The organism is Bremerella sp. P1 (assembly GCF_028748185.1).
In the GTDB taxonomy this organism is placed as follows: Bacteria; Planctomycetota; Planctomycetia; order Pirellulales; family Pirellulaceae; genus Bremerella.
On record NZ_CP118164.1, the window covers coordinates 4,640,889 to 4,655,975 of the forward strand.

Here is a 15,087-nt window from a genome sequence, read left to right on the forward strand (position 1 = left end):
CTGATGGTACCTGGCAATGGAATCTGCCCGAAAAGCTGTGGGACGTGGGACCAGCGAGAATCCTACCAATCGATTCGAGCGGCTGAGTGTTGCGCGCGATCTTGAGCATCTTGATCCATCCGATTCCGAGGAGTTCACCGCTCGGAAGGTACCGACCCAGTATTTTGCGGATTTGACTCAGTCTCTCATTACGAAGAATGACAGTCCCGACATTCCCTTCACGTACAGCCTAAACCCATACCGCGGCTGTGCGCATGGATGCAGTTACTGCTATGCCCGGCCCTATCACGAGTTTCTCGGCTTTAGCAGCGGGCTCGATTTCGAGACCAAGATCATGGTCAAGAAGGATGCCCCGCATCTGTTCCGTAATTTCCTCCGCAAGCCAATCTGGAAATGCGAAGTGATCGCCATGTCAGGCGTGACCGATTGCTACCAGCCGGCGGAACGCGAGTTTGAAGTCACGCGTGGTTGTCTGGAAGTAGCGCTCGAAGCACGGCAACCGATTGGCATCATTACCAAGAACGCTTTGGTCCTGCGCGATATTGACCTGCTTGCCGAGATGGCCCGACATAATTTGGTTTGCGTGAATCTGAGTATCACATCGCTCGATCAAAAGCTGACACGGCTGATGGAGCCACGCACGTCGAGCCCCGCGGCACGGTTCTCGGCGATGGAGCAACTCACCACAGAAGGTATCCCCGTGAATGTGATGGTCGCCCCCGTTGTGCCAGGATTGAACGACACCGAGATCCCGGCAATTCTCGAAGAGTCCTCGAGGAGAGGTGCCGTGAGCGCCGGCTATACTCTCTTGCGATTGCCGCACGGAGTGAAAGAGATTTTCATGGACTGGCTCGAGGAGCATTTGCCGGAGCACGCCGAGAGGGTTCGTTCCCGGATTGAATCTTGTCGCGGTGGACAACTGACCGATGCGCGGTGGGGTTCGCGAATGCGGGGTGAAGGCGTGATCGCGACGACGATCATGAAAGCATTCACTCTCTTTCAGCGTCACTTCGGTCTGGAAAGACGCAGGATCGCGTTAGATACGTCTCAGTTTCGCGGCCCTGGCGAAAAGGGAAAGTCCCAAATGCGGATGTTTTGAGCGGACTTTGGGAACTGGCTGAGATGCCGTGGCGCCCCGTGGCAGCGGATAAGCCTGCTGTAGGACGTAAGCCTGGATAATCATGAACCTAATTTTGGGGTTTCGACCCTGAAAAGGGGCTTTTTCTGTGCATTTGGGTGACGCTCGGTTGAAGCGCGATGGTGGGCCAAGGATAATAACCATCCCTCTCCAAACCCCATCCATTCACTCAACTTAGGAGTTTCCTACCCATGCGAAAATCGTGGCTCATGCTCGGTCTGTTGCTGTTCTGTTTCACGGCAACCGTTCAGGCCGAAGAAGGTTGGACCGAACTGTTTAACGGCAAAGACCTCACTGGTTGGACGCAGAAAAACGGCACCGCAACCTACGAAGTGAAGGACGGTACGGTTCTCGGTACGACCAAGACCGGCAGCCCTAACTCGTTCCTTTGCACCGACGAAGAATACGGCAACTTTGAACTCGAGTTCGACGTGAAGGTTCACGATCGCTTGAACTCCGGTGTGCAGATTCGCTCTCAGACCAAGGGCAATACGAACGAAGGTCGCGTGAATGGACCGCAGGTCGAAATCGAATCTGGTCCGGCCGAAGCGGGCTATGTCTATGGCGAAGCAACCGGTCGTGGTTGGTTGACGCCTAAAGAACGCCTCAAGGCGCACCCGCACTTCAAGAACGGTGAGTGGAATCACTATCGCATCGTTGCCAAGGGCCCACGTATTCAAACTTGGATCAACGGCGAACCAATCGAAGACCTGACCGATGAAGAAATCTACAAGACGCACTCGAAGGGTTTCATCGGTCTGCAAGTGCACGGCATTGGTAAGGACCAAGGACCATACACCGTGGCTTGGAAGAACATCAAGCTGAAGAAACTTGACGACTAGTTTCACCGTAAGTTTGTAGGCAAATCATAAAAAGGCCGTTCCCTTGGGTACGGCCTTTTTTCGTTGAATGAGGAAATGCCACCATGATTGCCGCACGACCAACGGCAAGCAAAATGAACAGCCATCGCGTTTTCATGGAAATGCGGAATATGCCAGGAAATTGCGGGCATATGAGCCAAAAGCCCCCGTTAATCAAGGTTTTTCTCAAGTGGCCAAGTGAATTGGCATGCCTCTTGCCATTAACAAATTCCAAATCAATTCGTGAAAGATCGTCATTCGGAAACGGATGACGCATCCCCTATGCGTTCGCAAAGGTGTGAATACCAATGCGTTCACGAATAGAAAACTACCCCTTCTCACGAGAAAGGAATTTGAAATGAAGATTTCGTCCAGAAATTGGATTCTTGGCCTGGTCACAGCGACGGGGCTTGCCTTCGCTGGCTCGCTGAACGCCCAGGACGTTGGAGGCGCCGTGGGTGCAGCTGGCGATACCGCAAGTGGTGCTGTCGAAGCATCCGGCGATGCTCAAGCGGACGTGCAAGACACGGCTAACGCTCCCAAGGTCGACGCTCCTGAAATCACGGATCCACCTAAAGCGGACGTTGATGTCAAAGCGAATACGGAAGCTGATCTAGCTACTCCAGCTGAGGATCCAAAGGCCAGCGTTGATGCTTCTACCGAAGCTCAGGCTGATGTCAAAGCCAATGTGGATGCTCCGAAGACGGACGTTAAAGCTGACGTGAAGACTGATACCGACGTAGATGTGGACACCAAAGCTGAAATGACCCCTCCTTCGACTCCTGAAGCTCCGAGTAAAGAACTAACGGAATCGATTGAAGGTACTGCCGAGGCCCAAATCGATTCGTCGGTTGACGGGAAAGCTCCGAGTCTGAATGACGACATCCCTATGCCACCAGTCGAAGCTGACATCGATGCGAATATCGATACCGACATCGACAATCGTGTGGATGCGGAAACTCAGCTAGACGCTGATGCACGCTTGGATGCCAACTCGCGTCTTGATGCCGATGCGAGGCTAAACGCTGAAAGTCGGGTCGATGGTCGTCTCGATGCTGATACGCGTATGCGTGACCGAAATCGCGGCGACTTCGATCGCGATCGTCGTGACAACGATCGAACCGCTCGCTGGCGTTTTAAGAACCAGAATGGTGTCTGGTGGTACTGGACTCCTGCCAACAGTTGGATGGTCTACCGTAACGGTGGATGGGTCCATTATCACGGACCAGGCTATGGTCATGGTGGTGCTTGGTACGATAACTACCAGCCACGCCGTACGACCGGTTACCGTGGTTCGACCTACAGCGATGGTTACTACTACCGCGATAACGACGGTATGCGGTTCTACTACGACAATGGACGTCAGTACTACTACGACAACGACGGTCGATATTACTTCGACGGTGGTCGTCGAACCTACGATCGTCGATTCGCTGACCCTGACGTCCGCCGTGGTGCCGGTATCGGTGCTGGAATTGGTGGAGCCATCGGTGGTCAAGAAGGCGCCCAGATTGGCGCAGGTATCGGTGCCGCGATTGGCGCTGGTAACTAGTCGATAGTCGACTGAAACAATAGCTGCATGAGAAGGCCCCGCGAAGAGTAATCTTTGCGGGGCTTGTTTTTATGTGCTGGCAGTTACTTCTGCATTCCCAGGGTAAGCGTCATCTGCTTGTTGCCTCGGACGAAATCAATCTTCACCTTCTCGCCAGGCATGCAGTTCTGCGCGCCGTACGCCAACACGTCGGTCTCTCGCATCAGGTCATCCTGTCCATCGAAGGCAACCACGATATCGTCGACCCGGAAGCCTGTGTTTTTGGCCAATGCATGTTTGTTGTAGCGACCGACGAAGCGAACACGCAGAGCCATTTTGTTGGGATCGGTGACCCCGGCACGTTCACGCTGCTCAGGCGTCGCTTCTTCCAGGCCCATGCCTCCGAGCACCATGGCACGCATGGGCCATGAACCCACACGCCACGAAAGGTCGTCTTTTTGCCGCCAGCCTGAAGGAAGTTCGATTGGCATCAGGACGTGCTTATTGTTGCGGACAATGTCGGCCTGGACCGTGTCCTGGTCTTTCGCATGATGCAGCACCCACTGGATATCAGCGATCGAAAGAATGACTTGTCCGTTTAAAGCAAAGACGCGATCGCCTGCCTGCAGCCCAGCCTTGTCGGCGATCGAGCCTTTGGCGACCTCTTTCAGCGTATTCATCTCGCTCGGATCGATGATCATCCCAATCGCTTTGGGGTGGGGATATGGGAAGAGGTATTCATCGGGGATCGCTTTCCCGCGGTCGCGAAAGACTGCCTTCTGGGCGTCGCCAATCTGGTGGCAATGAATACAGCTTTTGACCACATCTCCTTCATAGTTCAGTGTGTCGGTGTACTTGTCTTTCAGCGAAGGGAATTTCTCAGGCGAAGCGAACAGCGGTTTGTCACCATGTTTGCCGGCGAAGTACGACTTGTTCCTTGGGTAGTTCGCGTGCAGCTTCAGTCCCGCGTCGAGCGCCTTGGTCAGGCCTTCAATCGATACGTCGCTAGTCCAGTCGGTACGATGCGAACGCGTGCCGAAACGGCCATAGATTGTCTTGTCGGCGTTCATCAGAAAGACGGCAAACGATTGATCGTAGTCGTACTGAAATAAATCGAGGTCGAGCCCATTAGTACCAACGATCCGTACGCGAACGTATTGGTCGAGTAGCGGTCGTAGGACGGGATCCTTTTCCATGATCTCTTCGTCAAGCTTGACGCACTCTTCGCAGGGAATGCAACGCAAGACGACCAGCATTGGTTTGCCGGTTTCCTTGGCCTGTTTGATCCCTTCTTCAAAACCGTTGTAAATCCAGTATCCGTCGGAAAGGACCTTCGCTCGGTCCCCCAAAACCTTTTGTTCGCGGGTCTGCTTTCCGTCTTCCGCTGAGAGTGGCAAGCTACAGGCAAGGCAGATTACCAGCGCGCACGCGGAACGTGAGAAGAGATTCATCGAAGGTCTCCCATGGACAAGACGAGTGGCACGATGGAGTTGAAAAGTTGAAGCTATGGCTGGGGCTTACGGAAGCAGTAAAGCCCTTTGACACTTCTTAAGTAGAGCGAGTCATTCAACGGGACGCCAGATGCCTGAAATCCCGATGGGAAGTCTGCCTGGCTGATCTCGATGTATTCTTCCGGCGAAGCTTTGAACACGGTCGTGTGCCCGTCATCGGTCAGCGCGTATAAGTTGTCGCCAGCACATACGAGCGAGGCACGGTAGTTGCCGCCAATTCGTTTGATCCAATCGACATCGCCGGTTTGGGAGTCTCGGCAGGAAACAACGCCGTCGTCATCCAGCATGTAAATCTTGTCTTTGATGAACACTGGACCGGGACGCAGCGGAACCCCTTTGCCGGCCGTCCACTTCACGTGGCTGGCCGTAACGTCGCCGCTACCAGATGGATCGACCACTACCAACAAGTTCTTGCCATGGCCAGGGAATACGTAGACCAGTCCATTGCGATAGATCGGACGAATGGCCGCATTCATTCCGCCATGCTGCACGCTCCACAGAATGTCCCCGGTTTCCGGATCGAATGACTGGGTCGCAAACGCGCTGGGATAGATTAACTGTCGTCGTCCGTTGTGAGTAATCAACAGACCGGTACCGTAAGCTTTCATCCAGTCGCCGTTGTCGGTGTTGTACTTGATGTTACGGTCAGTTTTCCAAACGGTTTTGCCGGTCTGTTTGTCGAGGGCAACTACATACTGTACGTCGAATCCATCGAAGGCGACGTACAGATTCTTGTCGTCAATAATCGGAGACGACGCTGGTCCGCGATGATGATCGCAAGGCAAGTCACGTCGCTCCCAAATCTTTTCGCCGGTCTTCGTATCAAGACACGTCGTGCCGTAGCGGCCGAAGTGCACGTAGATGCGTCCTTCTTCGATTGCCGGCGTGCACGACGCGTAGCTGTTGGTCATATGGGCTTCGTCGACTTCGTCGTTCTCGAATAGCAGCAGATCGAACTTCTTCTCACCTGTGTTGCGGTCGTAGCACAATGCGTACTGCTTCTTGCCATCTTCGGTGGCGGTTGTGATCCACAGTTGATCTCCCCAAACGACGGGGGACGACCAGCCCTTCCCGTGAGGCTCGGCTTTCCAGGCAATATTTTTGGGGTCACTCAGATCGGTGGGAACATCCGCCGAAAAGTTAGCTCCGTTCCCATCCGAGCCACGAAACTCAGGCCAGTTGTTGTCAGCCGACAGAGTGTTCAACGAAAGCAGTGTCAGGCAGAAAGAAAGGTAAATCGGCAGACGCATTCAGCAATACCCTTAACGAGGTTGGAGCGGGGAGGATCATTGCGCTAGGCGGCGGGAAGCCACATTATCGTCCGCAGACTCTAGCCGAGTCAACTCAAATGCCCTTCATTCAAAGGACATAGCATCTACAATAGCGGGAACAGAGAAGAAGCAATTGCGCACCATTAAGAGGCATTCCTGTGGAATTTGAAGGCTATATTTTTGACTTGGACGGCACTCTGGCCGACACGATGCCAGCCCATTACTTGTCGTGGCGTCAGATCACGCAGAAGCATGGGCTCGAGTTTTCGGAAGATCGCTTCTACTCGCTGGGGGGTGTTCCCACCGAACGCATTTTCAATATCCTGGCCGAAGAGCAGGGCAAAACGATTAATGCGGCTGAATGTGCCCACGAAAAAGAGAATGCCTTCGTCGACTTGATTTCCGAAGTTGAGGCGATTGAGCCAGTCCTGGAAGTCGTTCGACTCAACCACGGCAAAGTGCCGATGGCGGTGGCCACCGGTGCGATGCGCTGGGTGATGGAACTGATCCTGAATCAATTGGAAATTGCAGAATACTTTCAGGCTTTTGTATGCTCGGAAGATACCACGCGTCATAAGCCCTTTCCGGACGTCTTTCTGGAAGCGGCCACGCGGCTGGGGGTTGCTCCCGAAAAGTGCTGCGTTTATGAAGATGCTCAACTCGGAATCGAAGCCGGTCAGGCGGCCGGAATGCACGTGATCGATGTCCGAGAATTTCACACCCCGCGGCGGATCACGGCCGGGGCTTAGTTGCTGTTACATTCCATGCTTACCAATATCTATCATCATAGAATCGAAGTTGTTACCGGTGACATCGACGTCCAAGGGCACGTTAACAACCTCGTTTACTTGAAGTGGATGCAAGATGCCGCGGTGGCTCATTCCTTGGAAAAAGGATGGGGGCATGACGAGTATGGCAAGTTAGGTTGCAGTTGGGTCGTCCGGGCCCATCAGATCGAATATCGGTTCCCCGCGTTCGAGAACGACCAGCTTGAGGTGGTTACCTGGGTCGATTCATTTCGTCGCGCTTCCTGCGTTCGCAAGTACGAGATTCTCCGCAAGAGCGACGACAAGATTCTCGCCATTGCCCAGACCAACTGGGCATTTGTCGACCTGGAAAAGCGAATGCCGGCTCGTGTTCCCCAAGAGGTGATCGAGGCCTTCAAGTCAGATCCAATGGCTCAAACGTCGTAGGTTTTCTCGCTCTGGGCTCCTGCATGATGCCTACAACCCGCATTTCCTGATTTCTGCCGCCAAATCTTGGAATCGAAACTAACTGGTTCGTATACTTAGGGATAGGTTCTCTCTACCCCTTTCCCGCTGGAATTTGCCGGTGCCGAGCCAGAGTCACCTCAAATCGCTATGCGCTTCCCTCGTCATCACTGCGATGATCGTGCTGGGCAGCTGCGCGGTTGCTCAGGCCGAGATCTTTCATCTGGCTAGTGGGGGAACGATCGAAGGAACCTTGCTGAATCCGGACGAATCGCCACGCTCGACGTTCCAGGTTCAGACCGATAGCGGCACGCTTGTCCTGGGGCGAACGGCGGTTCGCGAAGTGGTTGCCTTCTCGGCTCAGCTTAAGCAGTACGAACAGTTTCTACCTCGTATGCCAGACACCATCGAAGGCCAGTTTCAGATGGCCAAGTGGTGCGATCAAAACAACCTGCCTGAGAAACGCGACTACCACTACAACGAGATCCTGAAACGCGAGCATGATAACGTGGAAGCACGTAAGGCCCTCGGCTACGAACGATTTCAAAACAAGTGGATCATTCGCGACGATTGGATGCGGAAGCAAGGCTACGTACGTGACGGCGGACGATGGCGATTTCCACAAGACATCAAGATGATGGAGAACGATCGCAGTATCGAGGATCAGCAAGTCGAATGGCGGAAGCAGGTTCGCATCTGGCGTTCGTGGCTCAAACGTGGCGGGGACAAGGCCCAGGAAGCTGCCGGGGAACTACGAAAGGTCACCGATCCCAACGCCGGCCTGGCGGTGATCGAGTTGCTGGAAGATGAAAACCATCCCGCCGTACGAGAACTGTTGGTCGATACCTTGTCCAACATCAAGACTCCCCAAACGACGATGGCCCTGGTAAAGCTGGCCGCGAACGATCCGAACGATTCGATCCGCGATCGAGCGACCATTGGGCTCGAGCAGCGAAACAACCAGGTAGCCGTGAGCTATCTCATCGGGCAACTGAAAAGTTCCGACAATACGGTCGTGAATCGTGCCGCAATCGTCCTGGGACGACTAAAGCACCCAGCGAGCATCCTGCCCTTGATGGACGCGCTGGTGACGACGCATAAGTTTCAAGTGACCCGCGGCACGCAGCCTGGTCGGACCAACGCGGCGTTCGATAGCACTGGTGGTGGCGGGATGTCTTTCGGTCAGAAGAAGCCGGAGATCATCGAGCAAGATATTCAGAACCAGGGAGTGCGTGTCGCCTTGCGTCAGGTCCTCGAAGAGGAAGTCGACTATCAGTTCGACGAAGCCGCCTGGAAGACCTGGTACGCCAACAAAAAGATTCCGCTGAACGTCGACCTTCGCCGAGATTAATCGCGATTACTTCTGGGCGAATCGCTCGGCCTGTTTGCGGATATCGACACCAACCATTTCTTCCCAGGCCGCAATCAATCGCTTGAAGATCGGGCCAGGCTTGCCCACGCTAATGGGCTTTCCGTTCCACTGATTGCACGGCACGATGCACGGCGATGTGCTGGTTAGCAAGACTTCGTCCGCCGTCGCGAAATCTTCCGGCGTGAGTTGCCGATGCCTTACCGGAATGGCTAACTCGTCGGCCAGCTTCTCGAGCGTTGCGATGCTAATGCCTGGCAGGACCAGGTCTGCCGGAGGAAGCTCGAGGCCCGTATCGGGATGATACTTGGCAATGTTGGCCGTGGTGGCTTCCATCACGTAACCTTCGTGGTCGAGCAGAACGGCCCTGGCGGCAGGATCATCTCGCTTGGCTTCCAGGTCGGCCAGGTAATAGTGCACCCGCGAGCGAACCTTTAATTCCCGTGGCCAGCAATCAACCGGCGTTTGACGCGTTTTCGGAACAATCAACGCTTGCCCAGCTTCGTAAAGACTAGCGAACGTATCGAACGCGACCATCTGGGTATGGACAGCCAGTCGGCCCGTCTTATGAGGCCGGTAGAGCTGATCCATCGATCCCGGCGTGATGAAGATCGTGACCCCCAGATCCGCACCGGCCGGGAGCAAGGGATAGTTGTGCTCGATGATCTGGTGAATCACGTCGATCAGCGACTCGCGTGACTCGGGCGACTGGACATCGACTATCTCCAGGCTTTTCCAAAGCCGATCGAGATGCTGATCCAGGCGAAAGACCTTGCCATTAAAGGTTCGACACTGCTCGGCGATGGTCGTTCCCAGTTGAAACCCAGCGTCGTTCAAGGGAATGGTCAGCTCACTGCGTGGAATCCAAGTTCCTTCCCAATAAGCGATCGGCTGAGCCACGGGCGTGTCCTTTCAAAGCAGGAAATGCGATACGTTCAATCTTTGTTATGAACGAGTCGAGCTTACCGCAGATGATTGGTCGGGGGAAGCTGCCGCGTCGTCTTCTTGTGGCGATGAAGTCAGTTGAACGAGGTCGCCTGCTTGAGACTTGGCACCGCATCCGGAACCGCAACCGCCACCACACGAGCCCGCAGCGCCTTGAATGCCGCGAATGATGGTCCAGCCGATGTAACTCGCGGCCGAGGCAACAATGACCAACACGATTAGATTCTGCCACATGGAAAGCTCCTTGGTCCAATCGTTGCGAATTGCATAGGAAAGTCAAATGCAACTAACTTAGCATGATCGCGGCCGATACCTGGTAAGTGATCAGGGCACCCAGGTAGGCAAGTACGGTCATGTACACGAAGGTGAAGATAGGCCATCTCCAACTGTTGGTTTCTCGTTTGATCACTGCCAGTGTCGCTGCGCATTGGGCACACAGGGCAAAGAAGACCATGATCGACAAGGCCACCGGAATGTTAAATACGTTCTCATCGGTTCCGGCCCACTTGGCTTCCTTAATGGTTTCGCGAAGCGGTGCGGACTCTTCGTCTTCTTCGCCACCGAGGTTGTAGAGAACGCCCATCGTGCTGATGATCACCTCGCGTGCCGGGAACGAAGCGATCGCCGCACTGCCGATCTTCCAGTCCCAGCCTAACGGCTTGACGACCGGCTCGATCCAGTGCCCAGCCATGCCCAGGAAGCTACCGCGAAGCAGTTCGCCATCGATCTGGTTATTGATTTCGACTAGACGCTCTTCGATTTGGGCGGCCTCTTCCTCGTTGGCACCTTCCAACTGCGATTCGAGCTGAGCAATCTCGTTGGCAAACGGAGCGGTCGCAGCTTCTTCGTTTCGGGGGAAGTAAGAAAGGGCCCACACGATGATGGTCATCGCAAAGATCAACGTTCCGGCACGTTTGACAAACGCCCAGCCCTTTTCCACCATCACCATCAGCACGCCGGAGATCGACGGGAATTTGTAGCTGGGAAGCTCCATCACAAATGGGGGCGTTTCGCCCGGCAGGATCGTCCGGCGAAGCACGAAGGCCACACCGACGGCCGCCAGGATCCCCAGCAGATACATGCTGAGCATGACCAGCGTATGCAGCGAAAGGAATCCGCCGATCGTCTCATCGGGAATGAAGGCCGCCGTCAGCAGCACATAGACTGGCATGCGAGCGCTACAACTCATCAGCGGAGCCACCAGAATCGTGATCAGGCGATCGCGACGGTTCTCGATCACGCGCGCCGCCATGATTCCGGGAATGGCACAGGCAAAGCTGGACAGTAGCGGAATGAACGACTTGCCGCTCAGTCCGATCTTGCTGAATAAGCGATCCATTAAGTACGCCGCCCGGGCTAGGTAGCCGCAGTCTTCCAGGATCGCGATGAAGAAAAACAGGATGCAAATCTGCGGTAGGAATACCAGCACGCCACCGACGCCAGCGATCACGCCGTCGATCAGTAGGGACTTCAGGGCCCCATCGGCCAGGCTGGCATCGACCAAGCCAGCGATGAGTTCGAAGAACCCTTCGATGTACCCCATCAGGTTGCCGGCGACCAGGTCGCTGAACACGGCCTGGAACATGAGGGTCATAATGAGGATGAAGAAGATTGTGCCGCCAACTCGATTGGTCAGGATACGGTCGATGCGATCCGAGAGCGTCACCTTGCGGGCTGCTTCTCGAGTGATGATTCCGTCGAGGACGCTTTGCACCCACTTGTAGCGTGAGATGGCTTCAATGGCCGGAACCGGCTGGCCGAGCTCTGCGAGTTGATTGCGAGACTCAACAATCCAGTTGTGCAGTTCCTGACCACCGCTGGTCAGTTCTTTTTCGAGATAACCACTTGTATCCAGCAATAGGCGTTCGGCCAGGTAGCGAGTCGACTCCGCATCGTGCTTCTGTAGCTTTTCGTGAAGCTGGCTGACCTTATCGCAGAACTCGGCTGGGAAAGGGCTTTCGGGTGAAATGCTATCTCGGTCCAGCAGTGAAACAATTGTGTCACGCAGCTGATCGAGGCCTCCCTTACGGTTGGCCTGGGTAGCGACGACAGGCACGTCCAACCGCTCGGCAAGCTTGTCGACATCGACCGAGATCCCTTTGTCCTTGGCGATGTCGCCCATGTTCAATGCAACAACGGTCGGCAGGCCCAGTTCCTTGACCTGACTGACGATGTACAAGTTACGCTCAAGATTACTGGCATCGACGATCACCAGTACGGCATTCGGCTTGGCTTCGTTTGCTTGCCGACCCAGCAGGACATCGACCGTCACCATTTCGTCGGGAGAACGCGGCGCTAGGCTGTAGGTGCCCGGCAGGTCGATCAGTTCAACCTTTTGACCCTTGTGCGTGAACGAGCCATGCTTTTTTTCAACGGTCACGCCGGGGTAGTTGCCTGTTTTTTGACGGATCCCGGACAGGGCGTTGAAGAGGGTCGATTTGCCGGTGTTGGGGTTTCCGACCAGAGCGACGTTTAATGTTCGAGCAGGTGCGTCGACAGACATTCGGCGGGCTATAGGGGTTGGCTGCTTGTGGAATCTGAGATACGTCGCAATTAGCAACAGGCAGAGCGGCGAGGACGGTATGTGCTACGAAGTTAACTCACGAGTTCCACCAGGTCGGCTTCTGTCTTTCGCAGGCTCAGGTGATAGCCGCGAATCTCCACCTCCAAGGGATCGCCGAACGGGGCCGATCCGATCATCTTAACACTGCAGCCAGGGGTCATTCCCATTTCCATCAGTCGCACGGCTGCCACATTGGTGGCATCGATCGAGGCGATGACGGCTTTCTGGCCCACCGCAAGCTGCGACAATTTTGACATAGTGCTTAGTCCGTGCTGACTAGAATGTTCAAGACGTCCGATTGTCGAAAACAGAGCTTTGACTGCCCTACTCGTACGATGCAAGGACTGCCACTCTGCAGCATCTCGACTTCCGTTCCCGTCTGAAGGCCCATCTCGGCCATACGCTTCACATCGTCTTGCCCGCCAACGACTTGGGAGATCCGTACTACGGACCCGGGCTGAACCATGTTTAGGGGAATATCGGGAAACATCTATTGCCTGCTAATTGAGAGTAATTCTCATTAGAGAATCTTAACTGAGGCAGGCCTCTATGGCAAGGTGCTGGTTATCGCGTGATTCGGATGGAGGAAAAGAAAACCAGAAGGATCACTTATTCGTCTCGACTTATGGCGAAAGTTTTCGATTAGGAAGAATGATCTCGGAGCGAAAGCAGTATGAATGTACGTGCGACGATTGCCCTGGTTTTCCTAGGGCTGATGGCGATTGAATTGCCGGCACAACAGCCGTTCCGATATACCAGTCGAGAAGAAGACGATCGACGACGAGCCGAACAGCAGGCGGCCCAGTTGCAGCAGAGGCCCGTGCTGCCAGAAAAACTTCTTGAGAAGCTCGATCAAATTCGCAAGAGCGGCGAGCTTTCTGGTTCCGGAGGTGGGAAGGACACTGCCTACTATCACTATCACATCCTCTTCTACGATGTGCTCCGCCCCAATGTGGAGGCTCCCTTCGATACGCAGGGACTTCGGCCTGAGATGACATCCCAGGTACTCAGCCTGTGTGGTCTGGGGGATGCCAAACCGCCCCAGCGATTTCCGTACGAGACGGTGCTGCTCTTAGGCGAACTGCGAAAGAATAAAATGGCCAAGGAGTTGTCGGAGCTGGCCGAAGATTCATCGCAGCCGACCGCCGTGCGGTATGCGTGTATCTTTGCCCTATACCGAGCAGGCGAACCATTCCGCGCTGACTTGTTGATCTCGATTTTGGAGAACGAATCCAATTTTGAAAGTCGAGTCATCGGCCTGATTGCCCTGATGCATGGTGGCGAAAAGAGTGTGCCGACACTCGTGAAGCATCTGCAGGATGCGAATGTCGAGATCGCGACAGCCGCGGCATGTGGTCTGTACTATGCGCGTCCGCCTGAGGCCGTTCCACTTTTGGACAAGGCATACCGTCGCTATGCTCATGGAAGCCCGCCGCTGTTGATTCTGTCGGCGCTAGAACGATACGAAAACGAGCCATGCCGGCAAGTACTGGCCGGATTGATTCGCGATACGCTGGATGGCAAGCTGCCGATGCAAAACATGTATCGGATTCTGTCGGCATTCGAGGATGCCTGCGACCAGGATTGGCAGCGTGTGGCCGGCATCAAAGAGTTTGACCCGGTCGTCGAAGCGGAGGCGGCACTCGAGTGGTACGCTCAGCACCGCATGAAATGGGAGCAACAGCAACAAACGCTCTTGGCCAAAGTTGTCAATGCCAAAGTACAGTTAGAAGTCGCCCAGCACGTGGAAACCGTACGGCATGAGGAATACAAGCGTCTCTTGCTGCTGCAAGGTGACGAAATCGTCACCCCAGAAATGTCCCAAGCCGCCCACGCCAGGTGGCAAACCGTGAAAGAAGAAGTCGCCCAGATGCAGCAAGAGCTAACGCAATCCGAAGCCCAGCTTAAGGGACTGAATGCTGACGGGCGTTGAGTTCGGCAAGTTTCTGATAGGCATACTCGCTTACATCGAAGGGCTCTCCTTGAATCCCCCGAGCGTGAACGTTCAGGCCGAAACAGCAATCGGGGCCGTAGAGAATGCTGAAGCCGTTGCCGCAGTGGCGAAACTGTCCTTCAATGCCCGCATCACGCTGGATGGCATCCAAAGTTTGACGTACCGTTGGATTCTTCGAAGGTAAGTGGATGACCTTATCTTTGTCCGCATCCGAAAACGTGAAGGAGGAAAGTACCGGATGCTCGTCATTCCAACGGGAGAAATAAAAGGATAGATCGGCAAGTGTGACGTCATCTGCCGGCAAGCTTACACGCCGCTCCATTAATTGCCGTTCCCGCTTGGCCGGTTGATACCAGTGGGCTGCCAGCACAATAGTGGTGAATAGGCCAATCGCGACCAGGGTTCCCAGCAGCGGCATCGGCGAAAGGTTCTTGTCTCGCCGCGAATTCGATCGCATGTACAGTAAGGCAAACCAAACGCTCGACACGGCCATCATGAACATCACGTGTAAGATGAACAACGTGCCAAAAACGATGGGCAGCAAGATATCAAAGCCAATCGATAGGGAGTGACGCGGCATCGGTCTATCCGGGATGAGATGAAGAGTTGGTTAATGATACCACTTCATCTTTTGTGTACCATCAAGTTCTCTTAACCGGCAATGGTTATGTTCTTCGCGTTTCTCTGGTAAAATACCGGTATTTCCATTCCTACCCCGGTCCCTAGGAGGGCGA

Annotated in this window: 15 protein-coding genes; 7 read left to right on the forward strand and 8 right to left on the reverse strand. The window is 54.6% G+C overall.

The window, feature by feature from the left end:
• Positions 1 to 16: 16 nt before the first annotated feature.
• The 3 genes from PSR63_RS19450 to PSR63_RS19460 all read left to right on the forward strand — a co-directional run bounded on the left by PSR63_RS19450 (position 17) and on the right by PSR63_RS19460 (position 3,550).
• Positions 17 to 1,099, forward strand: coding sequence for a PA0069 family radical SAM protein (locus tag PSR63_RS19450; protein ID WP_274327342.1), 1,083 nt, complete (start codon positions 17 to 19; stop codon positions 1,097 to 1,099).
• A 230-nt stretch (positions 1,100 to 1,329) separates the two neighbouring features.
• The gene (locus PSR63_RS19455; protein ID WP_274327343.1) at positions 1,330 to 1,980 is read left to right on the forward strand and encodes a 3-keto-disaccharide hydrolase; all 651 of its coding nucleotides are present in this window, start codon (positions 1,330 to 1,332) and stop codon (positions 1,978 to 1,980) included.
• Between the two features lie 376 nt (positions 1,981 to 2,356).
• The gene (locus tag PSR63_RS19460) at positions 2,357 to 3,550 is read left to right on the forward strand and encodes a hypothetical protein (RefSeq protein WP_274327344.1); all 1,194 of its coding nucleotides are present in this window, start codon (positions 2,357 to 2,359) and stop codon (positions 3,548 to 3,550) included.
• An 83-nt stretch (positions 3,551 to 3,633) separates the two neighbouring features.
• On the opposite strand, the gene PSR63_RS19465 is transcribed toward PSR63_RS19460, so the two are convergent.
• Both PSR63_RS19465 and PSR63_RS19470 read right to left on the reverse strand, forming a co-directional pair.
• Complete coding sequence (locus PSR63_RS19465; protein WP_274327345.1) at positions 3,634 to 4,980, reverse strand: Trx7/PDZ domain-containing (seleno)protein; 1,347 nt, start codon at positions 4,978 to 4,980, stop codon at positions 3,634 to 3,636.
• A gap of 53 nt (positions 4,981 to 5,033) precedes the next feature.
• Complete coding sequence (locus PSR63_RS19470; protein WP_274327346.1) at positions 5,034 to 6,290, reverse strand: outer membrane protein assembly factor BamB family protein; 1,257 nt, start codon at positions 6,288 to 6,290, stop codon at positions 5,034 to 5,036.
• A gap of 179 nt (positions 6,291 to 6,469) precedes the next feature.
• Between PSR63_RS19470 and PSR63_RS19475 the strand changes: the two genes are divergently transcribed.
• From PSR63_RS19475 to PSR63_RS19485, 3 genes are all read left to right on the forward strand, one after another.
• Positions 6,470 to 7,060 (forward strand): HAD family hydrolase, encoded by a 591-nt coding sequence (locus tag PSR63_RS19475; protein WP_274327347.1) that lies wholly within the window; start codon positions 6,470 to 6,472, stop codon positions 7,058 to 7,060.
• A gap of 15 nt (positions 7,061 to 7,075) precedes the next feature.
• On the forward strand, positions 7,076 to 7,504 hold the full coding sequence (locus PSR63_RS19480) for an acyl-CoA thioesterase (protein ID WP_274327348.1): 429 nt from the start codon (positions 7,076 to 7,078) through the stop codon (positions 7,502 to 7,504).
• 139 nt (positions 7,505 to 7,643) lie between these two features.
• On the forward strand, positions 7,644 to 8,873 hold the full coding sequence (locus PSR63_RS19485) for a HEAT repeat domain-containing protein (RefSeq protein WP_274327349.1): 1,230 nt from the start codon (positions 7,644 to 7,646) through the stop codon (positions 8,871 to 8,873).
• A gap of 6 nt (positions 8,874 to 8,879) precedes the next feature.
• Here PSR63_RS19485 and PSR63_RS19490 read toward each other — a convergent pair whose 3' ends face one another.
• From PSR63_RS19490 to PSR63_RS28250, 5 genes are all read right to left on the reverse strand, one after another.
• Complete coding sequence (locus PSR63_RS19490) at positions 8,880 to 9,791, reverse strand: aminotransferase class IV (RefSeq protein WP_274327350.1); 912 nt, start codon at positions 9,789 to 9,791, stop codon at positions 8,880 to 8,882.
• Between the two features lie 45 nt (positions 9,792 to 9,836).
• Positions 9,837 to 10,070: a FeoB-associated Cys-rich membrane protein gene (locus PSR63_RS19495; RefSeq protein ID WP_274327351.1), complete on the reverse strand. Its 234-nt coding sequence runs from the start codon at positions 10,068 to 10,070 to the stop codon at positions 9,837 to 9,839.
• 52 nt (positions 10,071 to 10,122) lie between these two features.
• Positions 10,123 to 12,339, reverse strand: a complete 2,217-nt coding sequence (gene feoB / locus PSR63_RS19500; protein WP_274327352.1) for a ferrous iron transport protein B — start codon at positions 12,337 to 12,339, stop codon at positions 10,123 to 10,125.
• 92 nt (positions 12,340 to 12,431) lie between these two features.
• Positions 12,432 to 12,656: a FeoA family protein gene (locus PSR63_RS19505; protein ID WP_274327353.1), complete on the reverse strand. Its 225-nt coding sequence runs from the start codon at positions 12,654 to 12,656 to the stop codon at positions 12,432 to 12,434.
• A gap of 5 nt (positions 12,657 to 12,661) precedes the next feature.
• Entirely contained in the window at positions 12,662 to 12,889 is a 228-nt protein-coding gene (locus PSR63_RS28250; RefSeq protein ID WP_105359195.1) for a FeoA family protein, read from the reverse strand.
• Positions 12,890 to 13,072: 183 nt separating this feature from the next.
• Here PSR63_RS28250 and PSR63_RS19510 point away from each other — a divergent pair, with 183 nt between their 5' ends.
• The gene (locus PSR63_RS19510; protein WP_274327354.1) at positions 13,073 to 14,332 is read left to right on the forward strand and encodes a HEAT repeat domain-containing protein; all 1,260 of its coding nucleotides are present in this window, start codon (positions 13,073 to 13,075) and stop codon (positions 14,330 to 14,332) included.
• Here the strand turns inward: PSR63_RS19510 and PSR63_RS19515 are convergent.
• The gene (locus PSR63_RS19515) at positions 14,304 to 14,933 is read right to left on the reverse strand and encodes a hypothetical protein (protein ID WP_274327355.1); all 630 of its coding nucleotides are present in this window, start codon (positions 14,931 to 14,933) and stop codon (positions 14,304 to 14,306) included. The two genes, PSR63_RS19510 and PSR63_RS19515, sit on opposite strands and share 29 nt — an antisense overlap.
• Positions 14,934 to 15,087: the final 154 nt, after the last annotated feature.

What these genes read in the sequence shown, in the direction of transcription:
- PSR63_RS19450 (WP_274327342.1), top strand. Translation starts at nt 17, where the DNA reads ATGGAATCTGCCCGAAAAGCTGTGGGACGTGGGACCAGCGAGAATCCT.
- PSR63_RS19455 (WP_274327343.1), top strand. Translation starts at nt 1,330, where the DNA reads ATGCGAAAATCGTGGCTCATGCTCGGTCTGTTGCTGTTCTGTTTCACG.
- PSR63_RS19460 (WP_274327344.1), top strand. Translation starts at nt 2,357, where the DNA reads ATGAAGATTTCGTCCAGAAATTGGATTCTTGGCCTGGTCACAGCGACG.
- PSR63_RS19465 (WP_274327345.1), bottom strand. Translation starts at nt 4,980, where the DNA reads ATGAATCTCTTCTCACGTTCCGCGTGCGCGCTGGTAATCTGCCTTGCC.
- PSR63_RS19470 (WP_274327346.1), bottom strand. Translation starts at nt 6,290, where the DNA reads ATGCGTCTGCCGATTTACCTTTCTTTCTGCCTGACACTGCTTTCGTTG.
- PSR63_RS19480 (WP_274327348.1), top strand. Translation starts at nt 7,076, where the DNA reads ATGCTTACCAATATCTATCATCATAGAATCGAAGTTGTTACCGGTGAC.
- PSR63_RS19495 (WP_274327351.1), bottom strand. Translation starts at nt 10,070, where the DNA reads ATGTGGCAGAATCTAATCGTGTTGGTCATTGTTGCCTCGGCCGCGAGT.
- feoB (WP_274327352.1), bottom strand. Translation starts at nt 12,339, where the DNA reads ATGTCTGTCGACGCACCTGCTCGAACATTAAACGTCGCTCTGGTCGGA.
- PSR63_RS19505 (WP_274327353.1), bottom strand. Translation starts at nt 12,656, where the DNA reads ATGTCAAAATTGTCGCAGCTTGCGGTGGGCCAGAAAGCCGTCATCGCC.
- PSR63_RS28250 (WP_105359195.1), bottom strand. Translation starts at nt 12,889, where the DNA reads ATGTTTCCCGATATTCCCCTAAACATGGTTCAGCCCGGGTCCGTAGTA.
- PSR63_RS19510 (WP_274327354.1), top strand. Translation starts at nt 13,073, where the DNA reads ATGAATGTACGTGCGACGATTGCCCTGGTTTTCCTAGGGCTGATGGCG.
- PSR63_RS19515 (WP_274327355.1), bottom strand. Translation starts at nt 14,933, where the DNA reads ATGCCGCGTCACTCCCTATCGATTGGCTTTGATATCTTGCTGCCCATC.